The sequence below is a fragment of the Streptococcus oralis Uo5 genome, assembly GCF_000253155.1.
Classification (GTDB): domain Bacteria; phylum Bacillota; class Bacilli; order Lactobacillales; family Streptococcaceae; genus Streptococcus; species Streptococcus oralis_L.
Genome location: NC_015291.1, coordinates 240,012 through 257,123, shown reverse-complemented (window position 1 = coordinate 257,123; position 17,112 = coordinate 240,012). Strand labels below are relative to the sequence as shown.

General features: G+C 42.1%; 18 protein-coding genes and 1 tRNA gene. 3 read left to right on the top strand and 16 right to left on the bottom strand.

What is annotated here, in order from left to right:
• Positions 1-8: 8 nt before the first annotated feature.
• The 4 genes from SOR_RS01350 to SOR_RS01335 all read right to left on the bottom strand — a co-directional run bounded on the left by SOR_RS01350 (position 9) and on the right by SOR_RS01335 (position 5,553).
• Positions 9-1,076 (bottom strand): ABC transporter ATP-binding protein, encoded by a 1,068-nt coding sequence (locus SOR_RS01350; protein WP_000589572.1) that lies wholly within the window; start codon positions 1,074-1,076, stop codon positions 9-11.
• A gap of 8 nt (positions 1,077-1,084) precedes the next feature.
• Entirely contained in the window at positions 1,085-2,011 is a 927-nt protein-coding gene (gene oppC, locus SOR_RS01345) for an oligopeptide ABC transporter permease OppC (RefSeq protein ID WP_000103692.1), read from the bottom strand.
• On the bottom strand, positions 2,011-3,507 hold the full coding sequence (locus SOR_RS01340; protein WP_000759894.1) for an ABC transporter permease: 1,497 nt from the start codon (positions 3,505-3,507) through the stop codon (positions 2,011-2,013). The genes oppC and SOR_RS01340 overlap by 1 nt, the downstream gene beginning before the upstream one ends.
• A gap of 66 nt (positions 3,508-3,573) precedes the next feature.
• The gene (locus SOR_RS01335; protein ID WP_000749708.1) at positions 3,574-5,553 is read right to left on the bottom strand and encodes a peptide ABC transporter substrate-binding protein; all 1,980 of its coding nucleotides are present in this window, start codon (positions 5,551-5,553) and stop codon (positions 3,574-3,576) included.
• Positions 5,554-5,851: 298 nt separating this feature from the next.
• Here SOR_RS01335 and SOR_RS01330 point away from each other — a divergent pair.
• A tRNA-Cys gene (locus SOR_RS01330) sits at positions 5,852-5,922 on the top strand.
• 133 nt (positions 5,923-6,055) lie between these two features.
• Here SOR_RS01330 and SOR_RS01325 read toward each other — a convergent pair.
• The 11 genes from SOR_RS01325 to SOR_RS01280 form a co-directional block, all read right to left on the bottom strand.
• A complete protein-coding gene (locus SOR_RS01325) occupies positions 6,056-7,387 on the bottom strand; it encodes a hemolysin family protein (protein ID WP_000390021.1) in 1,332 nt (443 codons plus the stop codon).
• A gap of 135 nt (positions 7,388-7,522) precedes the next feature.
• The gene (locus tag SOR_RS01320) at positions 7,523-8,347 is read right to left on the bottom strand and encodes a DNA/RNA non-specific endonuclease (protein ID WP_000359004.1); all 825 of its coding nucleotides are present in this window, start codon (positions 8,345-8,347) and stop codon (positions 7,523-7,525) included.
• A gap of 40 nt (positions 8,348-8,387) precedes the next feature.
• On the bottom strand, positions 8,388-8,582 hold the full coding sequence (locus SOR_RS01315) for a DNA-directed RNA polymerase subunit beta (RefSeq protein ID WP_000739701.1): 195 nt from the start codon (positions 8,580-8,582) through the stop codon (positions 8,388-8,390).
• The gene (murA, locus tag SOR_RS01310) at positions 8,569-9,852 is read right to left on the bottom strand and encodes a UDP-N-acetylglucosamine 1-carboxyvinyltransferase (protein ID WP_000411922.1); all 1,284 of its coding nucleotides are present in this window, start codon (positions 9,850-9,852) and stop codon (positions 8,569-8,571) included. Before murA ends, SOR_RS01315 begins: the two co-directional genes overlap by 14 nt.
• A 23-nt stretch (positions 9,853-9,875) precedes the next feature.
• Positions 9,876-10,106, bottom strand: a complete 231-nt coding sequence (locus SOR_RS09870) for a DUF1146 family protein (protein WP_002892633.1) — start codon at positions 10,104-10,106, stop codon at positions 9,876-9,878.
• Positions 10,107-10,161: 55 nt separating this feature from the next.
• Positions 10,162-11,199, bottom strand: coding sequence for a SepM family pheromone-processing serine protease (locus SOR_RS01305; RefSeq protein ID WP_000730772.1), 1,038 nt, complete (start codon positions 11,197-11,199; stop codon positions 10,162-10,164).
• Positions 11,183-11,671, bottom strand: coding sequence for a pantetheine-phosphate adenylyltransferase (gene coaD / locus SOR_RS01300; RefSeq protein ID WP_001280762.1), 489 nt, complete (start codon positions 11,669-11,671; stop codon positions 11,183-11,185). The genes SOR_RS01305 and coaD overlap by 17 nt, the downstream gene beginning before the upstream one ends.
• Complete coding sequence (gene rsmD / locus SOR_RS01295; protein ID WP_000706942.1) at positions 11,661-12,200, bottom strand: 16S rRNA (guanine(966)-N(2))-methyltransferase RsmD; 540 nt, start codon at positions 12,198-12,200, stop codon at positions 11,661-11,663. Before rsmD ends, coaD begins: the two co-directional genes overlap by 11 nt.
• Positions 12,201-12,264: 64 nt before the next feature.
• The gene (gene asnA / locus SOR_RS01290) at positions 12,265-13,257 is read right to left on the bottom strand and encodes an aspartate--ammonia ligase (protein WP_000747999.1); all 993 of its coding nucleotides are present in this window, start codon (positions 13,255-13,257) and stop codon (positions 12,265-12,267) included.
• A 109-nt stretch (positions 13,258-13,366) separates the two neighbouring features.
• A complete protein-coding gene (locus SOR_RS01285) occupies positions 13,367-14,050 on the bottom strand; it encodes a Bax inhibitor-1/YccA family protein (protein WP_001076870.1) in 684 nt (227 codons plus the stop codon).
• A 54-nt stretch (positions 14,051-14,104) separates the two neighbouring features.
• On the bottom strand, positions 14,105-14,845 hold the full coding sequence (locus tag SOR_RS01280; RefSeq protein ID WP_013670159.1) for a TrmH family RNA methyltransferase: 741 nt from the start codon (positions 14,843-14,845) through the stop codon (positions 14,105-14,107).
• 33 nt (positions 14,846-14,878) lie between these two features.
• Here SOR_RS01280 and SOR_RS01275 point away from each other — a divergent pair, with 33 nt between their 5' ends.
• Together SOR_RS01275 and yidC are read left to right on the top strand one after the other, a co-directional pair.
• A complete protein-coding gene (locus SOR_RS01275) occupies positions 14,879-15,157 on the top strand; it encodes an acylphosphatase (RefSeq protein ID WP_001174620.1) in 279 nt (92 codons plus the stop codon).
• Positions 15,158-15,234: 77 nt separating this feature from the next.
• A complete protein-coding gene (gene yidC, locus SOR_RS01270; RefSeq protein ID WP_013670158.1) occupies positions 15,235-16,164 on the top strand; it encodes a membrane protein insertase YidC in 930 nt (309 codons plus the stop codon).
• A gap of 71 nt (positions 16,165-16,235) precedes the next feature.
• Here yidC and pflA read toward each other — a convergent pair whose 3' ends face one another.
• Complete coding sequence (gene pflA / locus SOR_RS01265; protein ID WP_001288281.1) at positions 16,236-17,030, bottom strand: pyruvate formate-lyase-activating protein; 795 nt, start codon at positions 17,028-17,030, stop codon at positions 16,236-16,238.
• Positions 17,031-17,112 lie beyond the last annotated feature (82 nt).

The following is a 17,112-nucleotide window of genomic DNA, read 5'->3' as shown; positions in this document are numbered from 1 at the left end:
CCTTCCTCCTAGTCTTCTAGATGAGCAAAGCCCATTTTATCACGAATTTTGTCATGCAAATCTGCGATGACCCCAGGTTTTTCAACTTTAGGAGCATTCTCATGAAGCAACCAAGTCTTAGCCCAGTGAGTATCAGTGACTGAAAACTGAGGTGCTTTTTGTTCAAAGTCAATTTGCATCGCATAATCTGAACGAAGGGCAAAGGCATCACCTTTCAACTCAGTATAAAGAGACGGTGGTGTTCCTGGGATAGAGTACAATTCCCCTTTATCGTCAGCAAGCTGAGGCAAGCTAGACAAGAGACTCCAAGTATATGGATGACGTGGGTCGTAGAAAACTTCCTCAACAGTTCCATATTCTACAATTTCCCCAGCATACATAACCGCTACCTTATCGGCAATACTTGCTACCACACCAAGGTCATGGGTGATAAAGATAATGGTAAAGTGGTACTCATTTTGCAAGGTTTTAAGCAAATCAATGATTTGCGCTTGAATGGTTACATCAAGAGCCGTTGTTGGCTCGTCACAGATCAAGATATCTGGACGACAGGCAAGGGCAATCGCAATAACGATACGTTGGCGCATCCCCCCAGAATATTGGAAAGGATACTCTTCAAAACGTTTTTCAGCGTCTGGAATTCCGACCTTGTTCATATAGTCGATTGCCATCTCTTTGGCTTCCTTAGCTGTTTTCCCTTGGTGTTTAACGATAACTTCAGTGATTTGGCTACCGATTGTATTGATTGGGTCCAAACTTGTCATAGGGTCTTGGAAGATAGTCGCAATTTTAGCACCACGAATCTTCTCCCATTCCTTGTTAGAAGTAAGGGCGGTCAAGTCTTGTCCACGATAGTCGATGCTTCCTTGGGCAATACATCCATTGTCTTCCAACATCCCTGTAAAGGTTTTTGTTAAAACAGATTTACCAGAACCGGACTCACCTACCAAGGCAAGAACTTCTCCTTCAATCAGGTCCAGAGAAACTCCTCGGATAGCCGTAAGAACTTTGTCACGAACGTCAAATTCCACGACAATATCGCGAGCAGTCAAAATTACATTTTCTCCTTTTATCATGTCTACTCCTATCTATGTGTACGTGGATCACTAGCATCCGCTAGGTTTTGACCAACAACAAAAAGAGATAGGGATACCAAGATCAAGGTAGTCAACGGAATCCAGAATAAGTAAGCGTTGGTCGTAACGTTTTGTGAGTAATCTGAGATCAATCGTCCCAGACTTGGCACTGTTACAGGCAATCCCAATCCAAAGAAGGAAAGGAAGGCTTCATAAGAGATGAAGCTTGGCAACATCAAGGTCATCGTAGAAACAATAACGGATACCAATTGTGGCATGATATTTTTAACGATGATTTTAAAGGTTGGTGTCCCAAGTGTTTGGGAAGCAAGGTTGTATTCCAAGTCACGGTAACGCATGATTTGGATACGAATCATATAAGCAATCCCAATCCAAGTTGTCACACTCATGGCAAAAATCAAATTCCAGAAACCAGCACCGATTGAGTAAGTCAAGACAATGACAATCAAGAGAGATGGAATGTTTGAAATAATGTTATAAACTTCCATCATGACACGGTCAACAGATTTTGAAATTCCCCAGATTCCACCAACAATAACCCCAATTACAAGGTTGATAAAAGTTGCAATGACAGAGATGAGGATAGAGTTACGCGCACCAAACCAAACCCCGTCAAACAAGGATTTACCATTACTATCTGTACCAAACCAATGTTCAGCATTGGGTTTGATAAAACGAGCAGAGAAGTCATTGACCTTACTTACATCGTTGAAGTCAAAATCTGAGAACATTGGGTAAATAAAGCTCATCAAGATAATGGCAACCAAAATTCCTAGCATAAAGACGGTTGATTTTTTCTTTAGAAATTGTCTAAATACAGAACCCCAGTATGAATAGGCAGGAGCATCAATTGTTTCAGAGGCAAAATCGTCACGTTTTACGAACTGAAATTTTTCTTTATCGATTGTTGACATTATTTGCCTCCTTTCTCTGTCAATTTAATACGTGGGTCAAGCATGGTCATCCAGATATCTCCTACAAAGAGTGAGAAGATAGAAATACATGTAAAGATAAAGACGAGACCAACAACCATTGAGTTGTTTGATGCCTTAACAGAGTCAATCAACATTTTACCCATACCTGGGAAAGCAAAGACCGTTTCTGTCAATGTTGCACCACCGATAACCCCGATAACGGCACCAGGAATACCTGAAACCAGTGGAACCATGGCATTTTTAAAGATGTGTTTATTTGAAATTTCTTTTTCAGACAAACCTTTGGCACGCGCAAAACGTACAAAGTCCTGGGATTGCAAGTCGATCATGTAACGACGAATCCAGATAGCTGTACTTGGCGCACCCAACAAACCTAGAATGACTGCTGGCAAGACATAAGAACGCCAATCTCCAGCCCCCAAGATAGGGAATGAGTCTGGCAGACCAATAGATGATCCAATCAAACGCACAATATATACCAAGGCAATCGTTGGAAGGGCAAGCAAGAAGGTAAGAGCACCTGTCGAGAAGCTGTCAATCCAAGTATTTTTGTGGCGAGCCATCGCAGATCCAAGTGGAATGGCAATCGCATAAGAAATAATCAAACCAATCAAACCAGCAACCGCTGAGCTTGCAATCATTGAAGGATATTGATAATTGCTTTCTGTAGCTGTATATGGATCGTCTTTACCATAGTTGGCTACCTCACGCGCGTCTGCTTGGCTTGGTGATTTGTAGGTACGAGAGTAAATATCTACAGATGAAGTCTTTTTACCTGTAGGGAATTGAACTTCTGATGTCTTAGTTTGTCCCTGACCTTGTGTGATAACTTGAAGCACTGGTGTGTTTGCATAAGTTGGGTAAGAATCTCCCAAGTTAATGTTCACAAAGTTTTGGTGTACAAATGGGAATTGATTGTTGAAATACAAAAGGTATTTGTGTTTTGTACCTGAACCAACCAATGACCAACCGATAGCAGGGTCATTTTCAAAACGAAGATAACGTTGCAAGTTTGGGTTTTCAGGGTCTTGAATCTTGTTTGGATGATCAATATCAATCAAGTTGGAATAGAATTTGAAAACACGTTCAAAAATCGGAATTTCACGCGTAGCATAGAATTGACCACTTTCTGAGAACACACCGAGTGTCCAACCATTTCCTAGTTGGTTGATGTATTTTTCGTAGATTGCCTTATTGGTATCATTGGCATCCACTGTTACAGATGAGTCCATTGTACTCGCTCTTTCTTGCAACTCTTTGGTATCGTAGTACTCGATATAGCCCATCCGTTCATAAACGGTATTTTCATAATTATCCCGCTTGTCCGGTGTCGTTGCAATCTTGTTATAGTTGGTATCCTGCTTGAAAATCAATTTTCGAGGAACCATCGTATAAATTATTGTGTATGTCAAAGTTGTCACCAAGAAAATAGACAACAATGAACGCAATACACGCATAAAAATATATTTCTTCATATCGTTTCCTTTTAAAATCCCAAAAGAACCTTCTCCTCATGGAGAGAAAGTTCTCTTGAGAGTTATTTATTTAACGTGATTAGCCAATTCTTTTTGAACTTTTTCGTTTGATTCTTTTTTCTCTTTGAGCCATTTTTCACGAGCTTGTTCATAGTCAGCTTTTGTTACAACTTTATCTTGTAACTGAATATACTTGAAGTATACGTCTGATCCCTTATCTCCAGATTGACTGTATGATGCAGAGAATGGTACAACACGAGAAATGAATGGTGCAGCACCACTACCTGACATAGCTGGCAAGAAGAGGGAGCTGTCTGTCAACCAAGCTTGAGCAGCCGCATATTTTTCATAACGAACATTCAAGTCGTTGGTTTCTTTTGCAGCTTCATCAACTAACTTATCGTATTCTTTCAAACCAACTTGTGCAGCTGCTGCATTTGCTGGATCGTCATAACCCATATAAGTTTTTGTTTGCTCGCTGTTAGTTGTTTTCAAGATATCAAGATAAGTTGATGGATCTTCATAGTCTGGGTTCCATCCAACTGCTCCTGAGAGATCCCAATCTTCTGCTGCAGCGTTTGCAGCATAGTATGTGATATTGTTCAACTCATCTTTAGAAATTTGTTGAATATCAATGACTACATTGCCTTCACCAAGTACTGTTTCAACGGATTGTTTGAAGGATTGGATACGTGCGATATAGCTCTTAGCAGTTTGGTCTACTGGGATATCCAAGTGGATAGGGAATTTCACACCTTCTGCTTCCAATGCTGTTTTGGCTTTGGCAAATTCGGCTTTGGCTTTATCAGCGTTGAAAAGTCCATCTTGACCATCCGCAAAGTTTACATTCTTCCACTCATCACCGTAAGCAGCCATCTTATCAGTTACCAAGTCACCGAAAGTTTTTTCGCCTGCTGAGACAAAGTTAGGTTTCACAAAGAGGTTACGAACTGCAAGAGGAGCACCTTCCTTACCATTTACTTGAGCTGAGTAAGAAGTACGGTCAAAGGCAAAGTTCAAGGCCTGACGGAAGTCCTTGTTAAGAAGGGCTTTCTTAGTAGAAGACTTTTCTTCATCAGTTGTCTTAGAAGTGTATTTGTAACTTTGACGGTCAATATTCACACCTAGACCAAAAACGCTAGGTCCTGATGGAGTGTAGAAGATATTTTCCTTGTAAGTCTCTTCTACTTTAGAATAGTTTGAACTTGTTGGGAAGAGACGAGCATAGCTATAGGCTCCACTTGTAAAGTTACGTTCAATTGACTCTTGGTCTGATCCATCATAGAAAGCAAGGGTTACTTTATCAATATGAACATTATCTTTGTCCCAGTAATTTTCATTCTTAGCGAACTCGATAGAAGATTTAGCAGTCAAACCTTTCAGTAAGAACGGACCATTGTAAAGCAATGATGTAGGGTCAGTTGCTTTGGCAAAGTCAGCCCCTTTTGATTTTTCAAAATCTTCGTTCAATGGCCAGAAGATTGAGTAGGCCATCTTAGAATTCCAGTATGGTTCTGGCTGGTTCAAAGTATACTCAAGAGTATAATCATCAACTGCCTTTACACCTACTGAAGAAAAGTCTTTATTATTTCCAGCTTTATAGTCAGCTAGACCTTTAACTGAATCTTCTGCTAGGTAAAGTGCTTCTGATTTTTTATCAGTCGCGTGTTTCAAGCCATTTACAAAGTCTTTGGCTGTTACTTCAGCATATTCTTCGCCATCAGATGTCATCCATTTAACACCCTTACGAATCTTGTAGGTATAAGTCAAACCATCTTTTGAAACGGACCAGTCTTCTGCAACTGCAGGGACTAGGTTCCCATACTTGTCGTTTGTGAAGAGACCATCGATACCATTTGAAGTGGCAATCTTAGTACTTTGTTTCCCTGAAATAAGGTAATCCAAAGTTTCTGGGTCAGCTGAATAAACATAGCCATAATTTTTTGGCGCTGTTGAATCAGATGATTTTGAAGAACCGCAAGCAGCTAGTACTCCTGCCGCTAATAAAGCAACTCCTGCTGCAACAAATACTCTACTTTTTTTCATGTTTTTAACTCCTCTTGAAAAATTTAGGCTTATTGGAAATTATAACATATATTTTTTAAAAAGTAAACGAATTTTCAGAATATTTAGGCGCATTTCCTCAAAAAACTTCTATTTGTCAAAATTTCTACATTCTTTGTTTGTTTTAGCAAGAAATACTTTCTAGTCCGACCCTCTTTAGAACGGGATTTTTACAAGCTTTTTCTCACTTCTTCGATCATCATCTGTTTTCTTAAATTGGATTTTAGAATAAGAAACTATTGACGGGAAATGATTTTCAAGGTATAATAATAAACGTTGAGGCGGTATAGCCAAGTGGTAAGGCACGGCTCTGCAAAAGCTTGATCGTCGGTTCAAATCCGTCTACCGCCTTTCAGTACCTGAATTAACAGGAATTAACCAAATGAAAAGCTCGTAAAACCGGGCTTTTTTATTATTCCTAATAAGTGGGGATAACTGAACCTACCATCTAGATTTACAAAAAGCAGTGACTCAAGTCACTGCTTTATTCTGTTTCTTCTTCGGGTTCTAGTTCTGTGATTTGAACTTTTACCTTGGTAACACGTCCATTTTTCACCTTATCGTTGGTCAGGACGATTTGCTTGTTTTGACTGACCAGTTGGTAACTAATTTTCTCAGTTGTTGGAATCGTACCAACACCCGTCAAATAATAACCGGCGATGGTATCCACATCATCGCTTTCTAGTTCGACACCAAAGTAGTTATTGAAGTCGTTAAGATTCATGGTTCCCTGTGCAATATAGGTGTCCTCACCGATTTGATGGACTTCGATTTCTGCTCGGTCTGTCTCGTCGTCGATTTCTCCGACAATCTCCTCCAGCAGGTCTTCCAGTGTGACCAGTCCAGCCATACCACCATATTCATCGAGCAAAATGGCCATTTGTCTTTGGGTATTTCGCAATTCTTTTAGCAAGTCATCCACAAAAATAGTTTCAGGAACAAAGAGTGGATCTTGTAAGATCTTCTTCCAGACAATATTTTCAAAGCCATCTGCATAGGCAGCGTTTAGCAAACGCTTGGTATGAATCAAACCAATCACATTGTCCTTATCCCCATCATAAACTGGGATACGGGAAAAGTTTTGTTTTAAAATACTTTGGATAATGGCTTGACTATCATCCTGAATATCCACCATAAAGGCATCTGTCCGAGGAACCATGACTTCTCTCGCCATCAGCTCATCTAGAGAGAAGATCCCTTGTAACATCTCGATTTCGTCTGCATCCAAAGTTTCCTCACTTTTGGTCAACATGTACTCGATTTCATCTCGAGTCATTTTTTCATCCGCATCATCAAATGTCATTGGTGTTAAACGACTCAAGAGATTGGTTGAAGCAGATAACAACCAGACAAAGGGACTGACAATCTTCCCAAGCCCAATGATAATCGGAACAGAGCGAATGGCTAAGGCATCTTTTAGATTAAGGGCAATCCGTTTAGGATAGAGTTCACCAAAAACAATAGAGATGTAGGTCAAAAATGCCAAAGAGAGGAAACTTGCAATGGCATAAGCTGTTTCTCCATTCCCCATCCAAGAGGCAATTACTTGTCCAAGTGTATCTGCCAATTTTGCCCCTGATAAGATCGTGATCAAGGTGATACCGACTTGAATGGTTGATAAAAAGTGATTAGGGTTTTCAAGCACCTTTAACAAACGAACGTAACGTTTGTCTCCCTCTTCTGCCTTTTGCTCCACTCGGGAACGGTTTAGTGACACCATTGCCATTTCAGTGGCTGAGAAAAAAGCATTTAACAGGGTCAAGATAAATAACAATACAAACTGTAGCAACAAATTCTGACTGCTCGGGTCTTCCATAGTCCTTCTCCTAAAATAGTATCTTGTGTTCCATTATATCATAAAATCCATCAGGATTCACATTATTTTTCATTTAAACAACAGCTCCCCTGCCTATAGAAGACAAAGGAGCTGTTTTTATAGTATCTATTGTTTCTAATCTATCACTGTTACTTGACCTGTTCTGTAATCAAGCTGGATTCCCTTTTGAACATTGGGGATTAGGACATTGAATTCCAATTCGCCATCTGAAGACTTGGCTTCGATTTGTGAAGCGGATGGAACTAGGTCCTCATTTGTCGCATAGTGGAGCGTCACCCGATAACGGACCCTCTTGTTTTGGTCCAAGGCTTTTCTGACCAAACTCTCATAGTAGTTCTGACCTGTCGAATCCTCAGCCTGTGCTTGGTTCGCCCAAGCTGTCTGGACTGCAATGTTCTTGGGGTTGCTAGTAGAGGCATCAAAACCATCCAAGCCACCTATCAAGGCATAGCCCAGTAGGTGTCCTCTATCAACTGCATGTGTATAGGTTCCCTTTAGATTCTTGACCTGATGCCATCCTGGTGGCGTCCAAGAGGTGGAGCCGTTGCCTGTTTCTTCACGATTTTTATACTGCCGAGTCGCTTTGGATAAGATGGCATTGGCAACAGTCGGGACTGTTTCTTTTCCAACTATCTTTGTCTTATTATCCGCATAGGGTTTGCTAGAAACCTTGGCATCTAGATTGGTTTTATTGCCATTGACAATGAAGGCCCCTGCTCCATTCCACTCGAGCCCCCCCTTGATTTGGTTTTTGAGCGACTCGGTTAAGACACTTTCAGCTAGCTCCTGACTGGGAGCTTCTGAAGCTTGTTTTTTCTGACTAACCTTGGTTCTAGGGGTGTTTGGCGCTGACTGCATCTGCTTGATGTAGTAGCTTCCAGCAGCCAAGAGTAAGAATAGAAGTAACCCTATCAGAGCTTGTCTTGTTTTTTTGTCCATTTTTCTCCTTATTTCTTTAGAAAAAGACTGGTCTCCCAGTCTAATTTCCTGTAAATTTGCTAATCAATTCCTGCCACTTTGCTGGAGACAAAATCGCCCATGGATCCTGTCCCTTTCCTAGGATGCCATAACCAACCATCAAGCCGATTCCTAAAGCCAGAAAGCCTAGCAATAGTACGATAAAAATCAACAGTAAACGACGGAGTACATAGCGTAAGTTTTTATTCTTCTTCATCATTTGCCTCGATTCGCTGAATCTTCGCTCCTAGCTGAGCCAATTTCTCATGGAAACGGTAGTAACCTCTATCAAGGTGGACTAATTTACCAACAACTGTCTCCCCTTGCGCTACTAAACCTGTCAGAATCAAGGCCGCACTGGCGCGAAGGTCCGTTGATAAAACTTCTGCCCCCTGTAAAGCCTGTCCCCCAACAATACGAGCTGTGTCACGGATAATCTCTGAGTGCAAGCCCATACGGCGCATTTCCTCCAAGTGTTGGAAGCGATTCTCAAACACTGTTTCCACCATGGTGGATTCCCCTTTTGCGACTGTCATCAGAGCTGTAAATTGCGCCTGCATATCTGTTGGGAATCCTGGATGTGGTAAAGTTTTTACATGAACAGCCTTGAGATTTTCAAGTTGAGAACGAACACGGATGCCTTCTGATTCCTCTGTCACTTCAACGCCCATTTCAAGTAGTTTTGAAATCAAGGGGCGATTGTGTTCCCAGACTGCATCACGAACGAGGACATCTCCACCAGTCATAGCTGCCGCTACCATAAAGGTTCCGGCTTCGATACGATCCTGTACGACACTGTGAGTCGTACCATGGAGTTCCTCGACACCAGTTACTGTGATTGTTTCAGTACCAGCTCCCTTGACCTTGGCTCCCATTTCATTAAGGAGAATAGCGAGGTCAACAATTTCTGGCTCACGCGCAGCATTTTCAATGACTGTCACACCATCAGCTAGAGTCGCTGCCATCATGAGGTTTTGTGTTGCACCGACACTAGGGAAGTCCATGTAGATATGAGCGCCATGCAGGCGTTCTGCCTTGGCTTCGATGTAACCAGCTGTCTGGGTGATCTTTGCCCCCATAGCTTCCAAACCTTTGAGGTGGAGGTCGATTGGACGACTCCCGATGGTACATCCCCCTGGCATAGAAACTTTGGCATGGCCTACACGAGCAAGGATTGGCCCCAAGACAACGATGGATGCACGCATCTTGCTGACATACTTGTAAGGAGCCTCCCCTGTAATGTCACCAGTCGCATCAACCTCGACAACATGTGCTTCCTCATCAAAGTCCACCTTGGCATTCAGACCACGAACTACTTGATTCATGGTGAAAACATCTGACAAGATTGGGACGTTCTGCAAGACTGTCTTACCCTTGCTTGCTAGAATAGTCGCCGCCAACAAAGGCAAGACTGCATTCTTTGCTCCCTCGATTGTCACACTCCCGACCAGACGATTATCTCCGCCTTGAACTACAATTTTTTCCATAGTTGTTTCCTTTACTTTTGATTTTATAATAGTCCTCTAAGCGCTTCTTGCCACAGTTGGTACAAACTGATAAAGAATGAACTCAAGATGTAGCCCATTACAATACTAAAGAAGCCTACCAACAAACGAACCTTTTTTGTGTTAGTAGCGGTTACTTTTAAAACCTTTTCCCATCTCACAAGATCCTTCAAAAGGTAAAAACTCAAATAAATAAAGAGTATATGACTACTTAGAGTGAATAATAATTGAACCATTTGACTATTATACCATCTTATCCGCTTGCGCGCTAGTTTTCGATTTTTCTACGAATTAGGGATTGTTTTTAAGGTAATCAATCGCATCCTGCAAGGTTTTAACCGGAACGATTTTCATCTCTGTTTTGATCGTTTTAGCAGCTTCTAGGGCTGTTTCATAGTTGCTTTTCGCATTGGGATCTGCTTTTTTTGCTTCCTCGGTGACTGGATTGTCAGGAGCAAAAAAGATGTTGGCTCCCTGACGAGAGGCTGCAACTACTTTTTTGTCAATTCCACCGATATCGCCAACATTTCCATCGCGATCAATGGTTCCCGTTCCCGCAACGATGCGGCCATTACGAAGTCCTGGATCTGCTATCTGGGTGTAGATAGCGAGACTAAACATGAGACCAGCACTTGGCCCGCCGATACCAGCTGTTGAAAAGCGAATTGGAACGTCACTGGTCACTTCCGTACGGTCAATCAAACCAATCCCAATACCGTTTTTCCCGTTTTCGAGAGTGATAATTTTACCTTCTGCAGACTTGACTTTTCCGTCTTCTTCATAGGTTACCTTGACCGTATCCCCTAATTGTTGAGAATTAACATAGTCAACCAAGTCTTTTGAACTGTCAAACGTTTTGTCATTAACAGCCGTCACGGTATCCGCAATGTTCAGAATGCCCTTAAAAGTTGAATTGTCCGTCACGGTCAAGACATAGACTCCCAGATACTTGAGTTCAATATCTTTTCCAGCCGTCTTCAATCCTTGATACTTGGCCATGTTTTGAGAAGTTTGCATGTAGAACTGATTAATCCGCATAAATTCTGCATCCGTAGAGCCACCCGTAGTCTCCTTGGCACTTCTAATATCCGTGAAAGGGGTTAACCAAGCATAGACAAGATGCGACAGGGTTGCATGTCGAATCCCAACTGTCACAAACTGGTAAGCTCCTGCTTCTGTGTCTTCTGTTTCATTGACTTTCAAAACGCGACGAATATCTTCCGCTCCACCTGGAACTTCTATGTAGTATGGCAAAGGTACTACAAAGGCTAAAAACGTCAATACTAGTGCTAGGATGACATATAAGGGCCATCTAGTTTTTTTCTTCATGTTCTAATTCCTCCACAACACTGTTTGGGACATATTGCTGAATCTCCTGACCAAACTTCAGAAGTTCTCTCACGGCCGAAGAGCTAATATAAAGATGCTCTGGGCGACTATATAGGTAAATGGTTTCGATTTCTGGAGCCAGTTGATGATTGTAGTAATCAAAGCTAGACTCGTATTGCAAGTCGGTGGTATTTCGCAAGCCACGGACAAGGGTCTTAGCACCCAGTCTTCTTGCAACATCGACAACTAGTTGGTCATGAGAAGCCAGCACCTCTACATTATCTAAATGCGCCACCGCTTTTTCGACTGCTCGTTTACGGTTTTCAACAGGGAGAAAGCCTTGTTTGTGGGGATTGTAGAACACCCCGACATAGAGCTTGTCAAAAAGTTTGCTAGCACGTTCAATCATATCCAGATGTCCATTTGTCATCGGATCAAATGAACCTGTAAATAATCCAATTTTATCTGACATAGACTGTCACCTTACTAATCCCATATATTTTTTCCTTCCAGATACCTAAGCAGGCGATTTCTTCTGGGAGTTCTACAGACTTATCGGTTTCACAGACAACCATGACCTCTTCGGAGAAAAGGTTTCTTTCTGCCATTTTCTCGATATCTGCAACGATTTGTTCCTTGGCATAGGGAGGATCTAAAAAGACCAGGTCAAAGGGATCTTTTACTTGCTCCAAGGCCCGTTCAGCCTCCATCTTTAAGAGCTGAAATTTGGAAACTTCCTTGGTCATTTGGATGTTTTCAGCGATAATAGCTTGCGCCTTTCGATCCCGCTCCACTAAGACAGCATGGGACATCCCACGCGAGACTGCCTCGATGGATAAACCACCACTGCCAGCATAGAGATCCAAAACACGACCACCCTCAAAATAGGGACCTATCATGTTAAAGATAGCTCCACGCACCTTATCTGATGTCGGCCTCGTCGTCTTGCCTTCTAGCGTCTTGAGGGGACGCCCCCCATAGATTCCTGATACGATTTTCATACCGTTTATTATACCAAATTATAGGCAAAAAGAGAAAGAAAACCGAACCTTGCGGTTCGATTCTCTACAAAATATTTTCGTACGTATCGCGAACTTCTTGAGGCCAGACACTGGTCTGGACCTCTCCGATGTGTTTCTTACGAAGAAGGAACATGGCCATACGAGACTGTCCGATCCCTCCACCGATTGTCAGTGGGAAAAGACCGTTAAGCAGAGCTTTATGCCATTCCAGCTCAAGACGATCTTCGTCTCCTGTAAGAGCCACTTGGCGACGAAGGGTATCCTCATCTACCCGAATCCCCATTGATGAAAGTTCAAAGGCACAACCAAGAGATTCGTTCCAAACGAGAATATCGCCATTCAACCCCTTGTAGCCATTTTCAGACTCTGTTGTCCAGTCATCGTAGTCAGGTGCGCGGCCGTCATGAGGTTTGCCATCAGGCAACTCGCCACCGATACCAATCAAGAAGACTGCACCAAACTCTTTACAGATCGCATTTTCACGCTCTTTCGGTGTTAGATCTGGATAGCGTTCCACCAACTCTTCTGTGTGAATGAAGGTGATTTGTTTTGGCAAGATGGATTCGATATCGTAGCGGGCTTCTACGGCTAGCTCTGTCAGACGAATAGCCTTGTAAATCTTCTCAACAGTTTCTTTGAGATAGACGATATTGCGTTGACCATTTGGGATAACCTTCTCCCAGTCCCACTGGTCCACATAAACTGAGTGAGTCGCATCAAGCGAATCTTCGTCTGGACGAAGGGCCTTCATGTGAACAAACAGACCCTCACCTTCACCGAAACCAAAACGAGCCAAGGTGTGGCGTTTCCATTTGGCAAGTGAGTGAACGACTTCATAGGTTTCATCTGGAATCTGCAAAACCTTGACAGATACTGGATTTTCGACACCTGACAGGTTGTCCTGCATCCCATCCCCGACCTTGCTCAAGATAGGACCTTGAACTTCAACAACTTCTAACTTATCTTTCAAATACTGGGTAAAAGTGTTTTTGACAAAGGAAATTTCTTCTTGTTGATGAATAAAACTTTTCTTCATAAACAGCTCCTCAAAAATTAGTTAAAAGCATTATACACCTATTTCCAAGAAAAGAAAAGAGTAAATAAGAAAAAGTCAGTGCTCTTTTGAACACTGACTCTGTTATTCATTAATCGTTTCGACCAAAGATACGTAAGATGCTAAGGAAGAGGTTGATAAAGTCTAGATAGATACTGAGAGCCATTGAAATGACCCAACCTGTCGCTACTTGCCCTCGTGACTGCTCATAAACATAGCGAATCTTTTGGTTGTCCCAAGCAATCAAACCTGAGAAAACCAAGACCATGGCAATACTAATCATGTAGTCAAAGAAGCTATTGGCTAAAAATAGATTCACAACCATGGCAATGATGAGACCAACAAGCGCTGCCATCAAAGCTCGGCCCATTCCACTCAAATCTTTCTTAGTGAAAATTCCGATTGCCGCCATGACAAAGAAGAGAAGGGCACTGGATACAAAGGCTGATAAGACGGTCCCAGGTGTATAGAAGGCTACGACAAAACTAAGCGTAAAGCCATTTAAAACAGAATAAACTAAAAATACTGGGAGAGCTGCTGGACTATTTTTGGCAGCCATGCTACTTGCAACAAAGACTAGAGCAAGTTCTGCAAAAGTTGCAATCATCAGCCAGAGACGGCCATGCATTAAAAAGTAGACCAATTGGGACTGAAAGACTGTCAACATCAAAGCTGACACGAGAGCTGATAGACCAATCCCAAGTCCCACAAAGGCATAAACCTTAGCGTAAAATTGATTGAGACCTGAACGTTCTTGAATAATCGTTTGATTCATTCTGATTCTCCTTTTTCTATAAATATGTCTTGATTATAACAAAGTTTTTATAAATTAGCTGAAATAAAACATCAAAATACCTGCGGCAACCGCCACATTGAGACTTTCCGCTCGGCCTTTCATGCTAATATGAACCAGCTGATCAGCACTCTCAGCCATAACAGAACTAATCCCCTGTCCTTCATTTCCCATGACTAAAGCAAAGTTTTCTAAGGGAGAAAGCTCACGATAATCCTTTGACTCTCTCGATAAGGTCGTTGCCAGAATGGGCAAATAGCTCTTCTTGGCCTCTTCTACAAAGCTGGCAAGAGGCAGACGATAGATGGGCAAGTGAAAATGACTTCCTTGCATGGAACGTAGGGTCTTAAGACTGTAGATATCCGCTGACTTGTCTGAAACAATGACTCCTGTAAAACCTGCAGCATCCGCCGTCCGAATCATGGTGCCCACATTACCTGGATCTTGGACATCTTCTAAAAATAGAAACTTGCCCTGATGGAGATCAGGCAGTCCCACTTCTTCTTTTTGAATCACTGCAACAATCCCTTGAGGAGTTTGCGTATCTGCTAAATCCCGCAAAATTTCCTCTGAAACCCAGATAGTTTGAGGAAAAGCAACTAGCTGATCTCGGTAACTTTCTAAGGCAAAAATCTTCTCAATCGTTACTCCTGCTTGAACAGCTTCTTCAAATAAGTGCCAGCCCTCAATCAAATAAGCAGACTTTCGATATTTTTTTTGATGTAATTTCTTGGCATTTTTTACCACTGAATTGGCTTTTGAGGTTATAATAGTCATAGAAATATTATAACACAATCAAAGGGGTTTGGTATGCAAAAGGTTAGAATGATTGCCCAAGGCAGGGTGCAAGGTGTTGGTTTCCGTTGGGGTGTTTATACTTTAGCTCTTGAAATCGGTGGCATCACTGGTCGTGTCTGGAATAATGACGATGGCACAGTGGAAATTCTTGCTCAGGCAGACTCCTCTGCCACTATGGCAAAATTTATCCAAGAGATCCGAAAAGGTCCGACACCTTTTTCAAAAGTTACCTATCTAGATGTACAAATGAGCAACTTTTCATCCTATTCGGACTTCAAAGTCGCAAATTAGGTCTCTAGAACTATTGTATATTTTACAAAAAAACAGTAGAATAGAAAGGTATAATTTTTAAAGAAGGAATGAAAACATTGAAATCTATTAAACGTTTTGCCCTCTCTGCTATGGGAGTGGCTATGCTACTCGTCTTGTCAGGCTGTGTCCAAGTAGACAAAGCAACAGGACAACCCACAGGATTGATTTGGAATACCATCGGAGCACCTATGGCAGAGGCCATCAAGTACTTTGCTACTGATAAAGGTCTAGGCTTTGGTGTGGCTATCATCATCGTAACCATCATCGTGCGTTTGATTATCTTGCCACTTGGTATCTACCAATCATGGAAGGCAACGCTTCACTCTGAGAAGATGAATGCCCTCAAACACGTCCTCGAACCACATCAAAAACGCCTCAAAGAGGCAACAACTCAAGAAGAAAAACTAGAAGCGCAACAAGCTCTCTGGGATACTCAGAAAGAACATGGCATCAGTGTGTTCGGTGGAGTAGGATGTTTCCCTATCCTCATTCAAATGCCTTTCTTCTCTGCTATCTACTTTGCAGCCCAATACACTGATGGTGTAGCTAGCTCTACCTTCTTGGGTATCAATCTTGGTTCCCCAAGTCTGCTCCTTGTCGCCTTCGCTGGTATCCTCTACTATCTCCAATCACTCCTTTCACTTCATGGAGTAGAAGATGAGATGCAAAGAGAACAGCTCAAGAAAATGATTTACATGAGCCCACTCATGATTGTCGTCTTCTCCTTCTTCGCACCAGCCAGTGTGACCCTTTACTGGGTTGTCGGTGGTTTCATGATGATTCTCCAACAGTTCATCGTTAACTATGTTGTTCGTCCAAAACTTCGCAAAAAAGTTCGTGAAGAATTTGCTAAAAACCCACCAAAAGCAAGTTCGTTTTCAACTGGAGGCGGACGCAAAGATGTCACTCCAAACCAAGCAACTGCGATCATGACCAATAAGAAACATAAAAAACGCAATGCTGGTAAACAACATTCTAGAAAATAAGAAAAAGGCTTAGCTGAGAGGCTAAGTCTTTTTGCATCACAAAAGCCCGATGTCTCCATCAGGCTTCTTTTTTATCCATGAACACGTTTCATGTAATCTTGGTAACTTTCTGTATCCATCAATTCCTTGGCATTCTTGACACGGTCTGCTGTTGGAGGTTTGACCCCTTCGAGCGAATAAGGAATTCCAAGTTCACGCCACTTGAACTCACCCATCGTGTGATAAGGCAAGATTTCAAACTTGTCAACATTTTTGAGGGTCTTGACAAACTTACCAAGTTCGATCAAATCCTCATCTCTATCTGTCAATCCTGGAACCAGCACATGGCGAATCCAAACAGGCTTCCCGATATCTGATAGGTACTGGGCACAGGCCAAGATGTTTTTATTGGTTTGGCTTGTGACAATCTTGTGCTGTTCTTCATTGATTTCCTTGATATCCAGGAGAACCAAGTCTGTCACCGCCATGAGTTTATTAAACTTTTCGAGATAACGTGGTTTGTTACGGAATGGAAGGGCACAGGTATCCAAGGTACAGTGGATTCCTTTTTCCTTGGCCTTGGTAAAGAGGGCAATTAGGAAATCAATCTGTAAGAGGGCTTCTCCACCACTAACAGTGATTCCTCCCTTGTCTCCCCAGAAACCACGGTAGCGAAGGGCTTCTGTCAAGACATCGTCTACTGTCCGTTCACGTGATTTATTGGTCTCCATAGCCCATGTATCAGGGTTATGACAGTACTGGCAACGCATGTGACAGCCCTGCAAAAAGACAATAAACCGAATCCCAGGGCCATCTACCGCCCCAAAACTCTCTGTCGAATGCACCATTCCTGTCACTTGTCCATAGTCAATTGTTTCTTCAGACATATCGTCACCTTCCTTGAAACCGTTTTATAGTTTTATTATATCACGAGTAAGGTGAAAAACAAGGTTTTTTTGTCTATTTTTT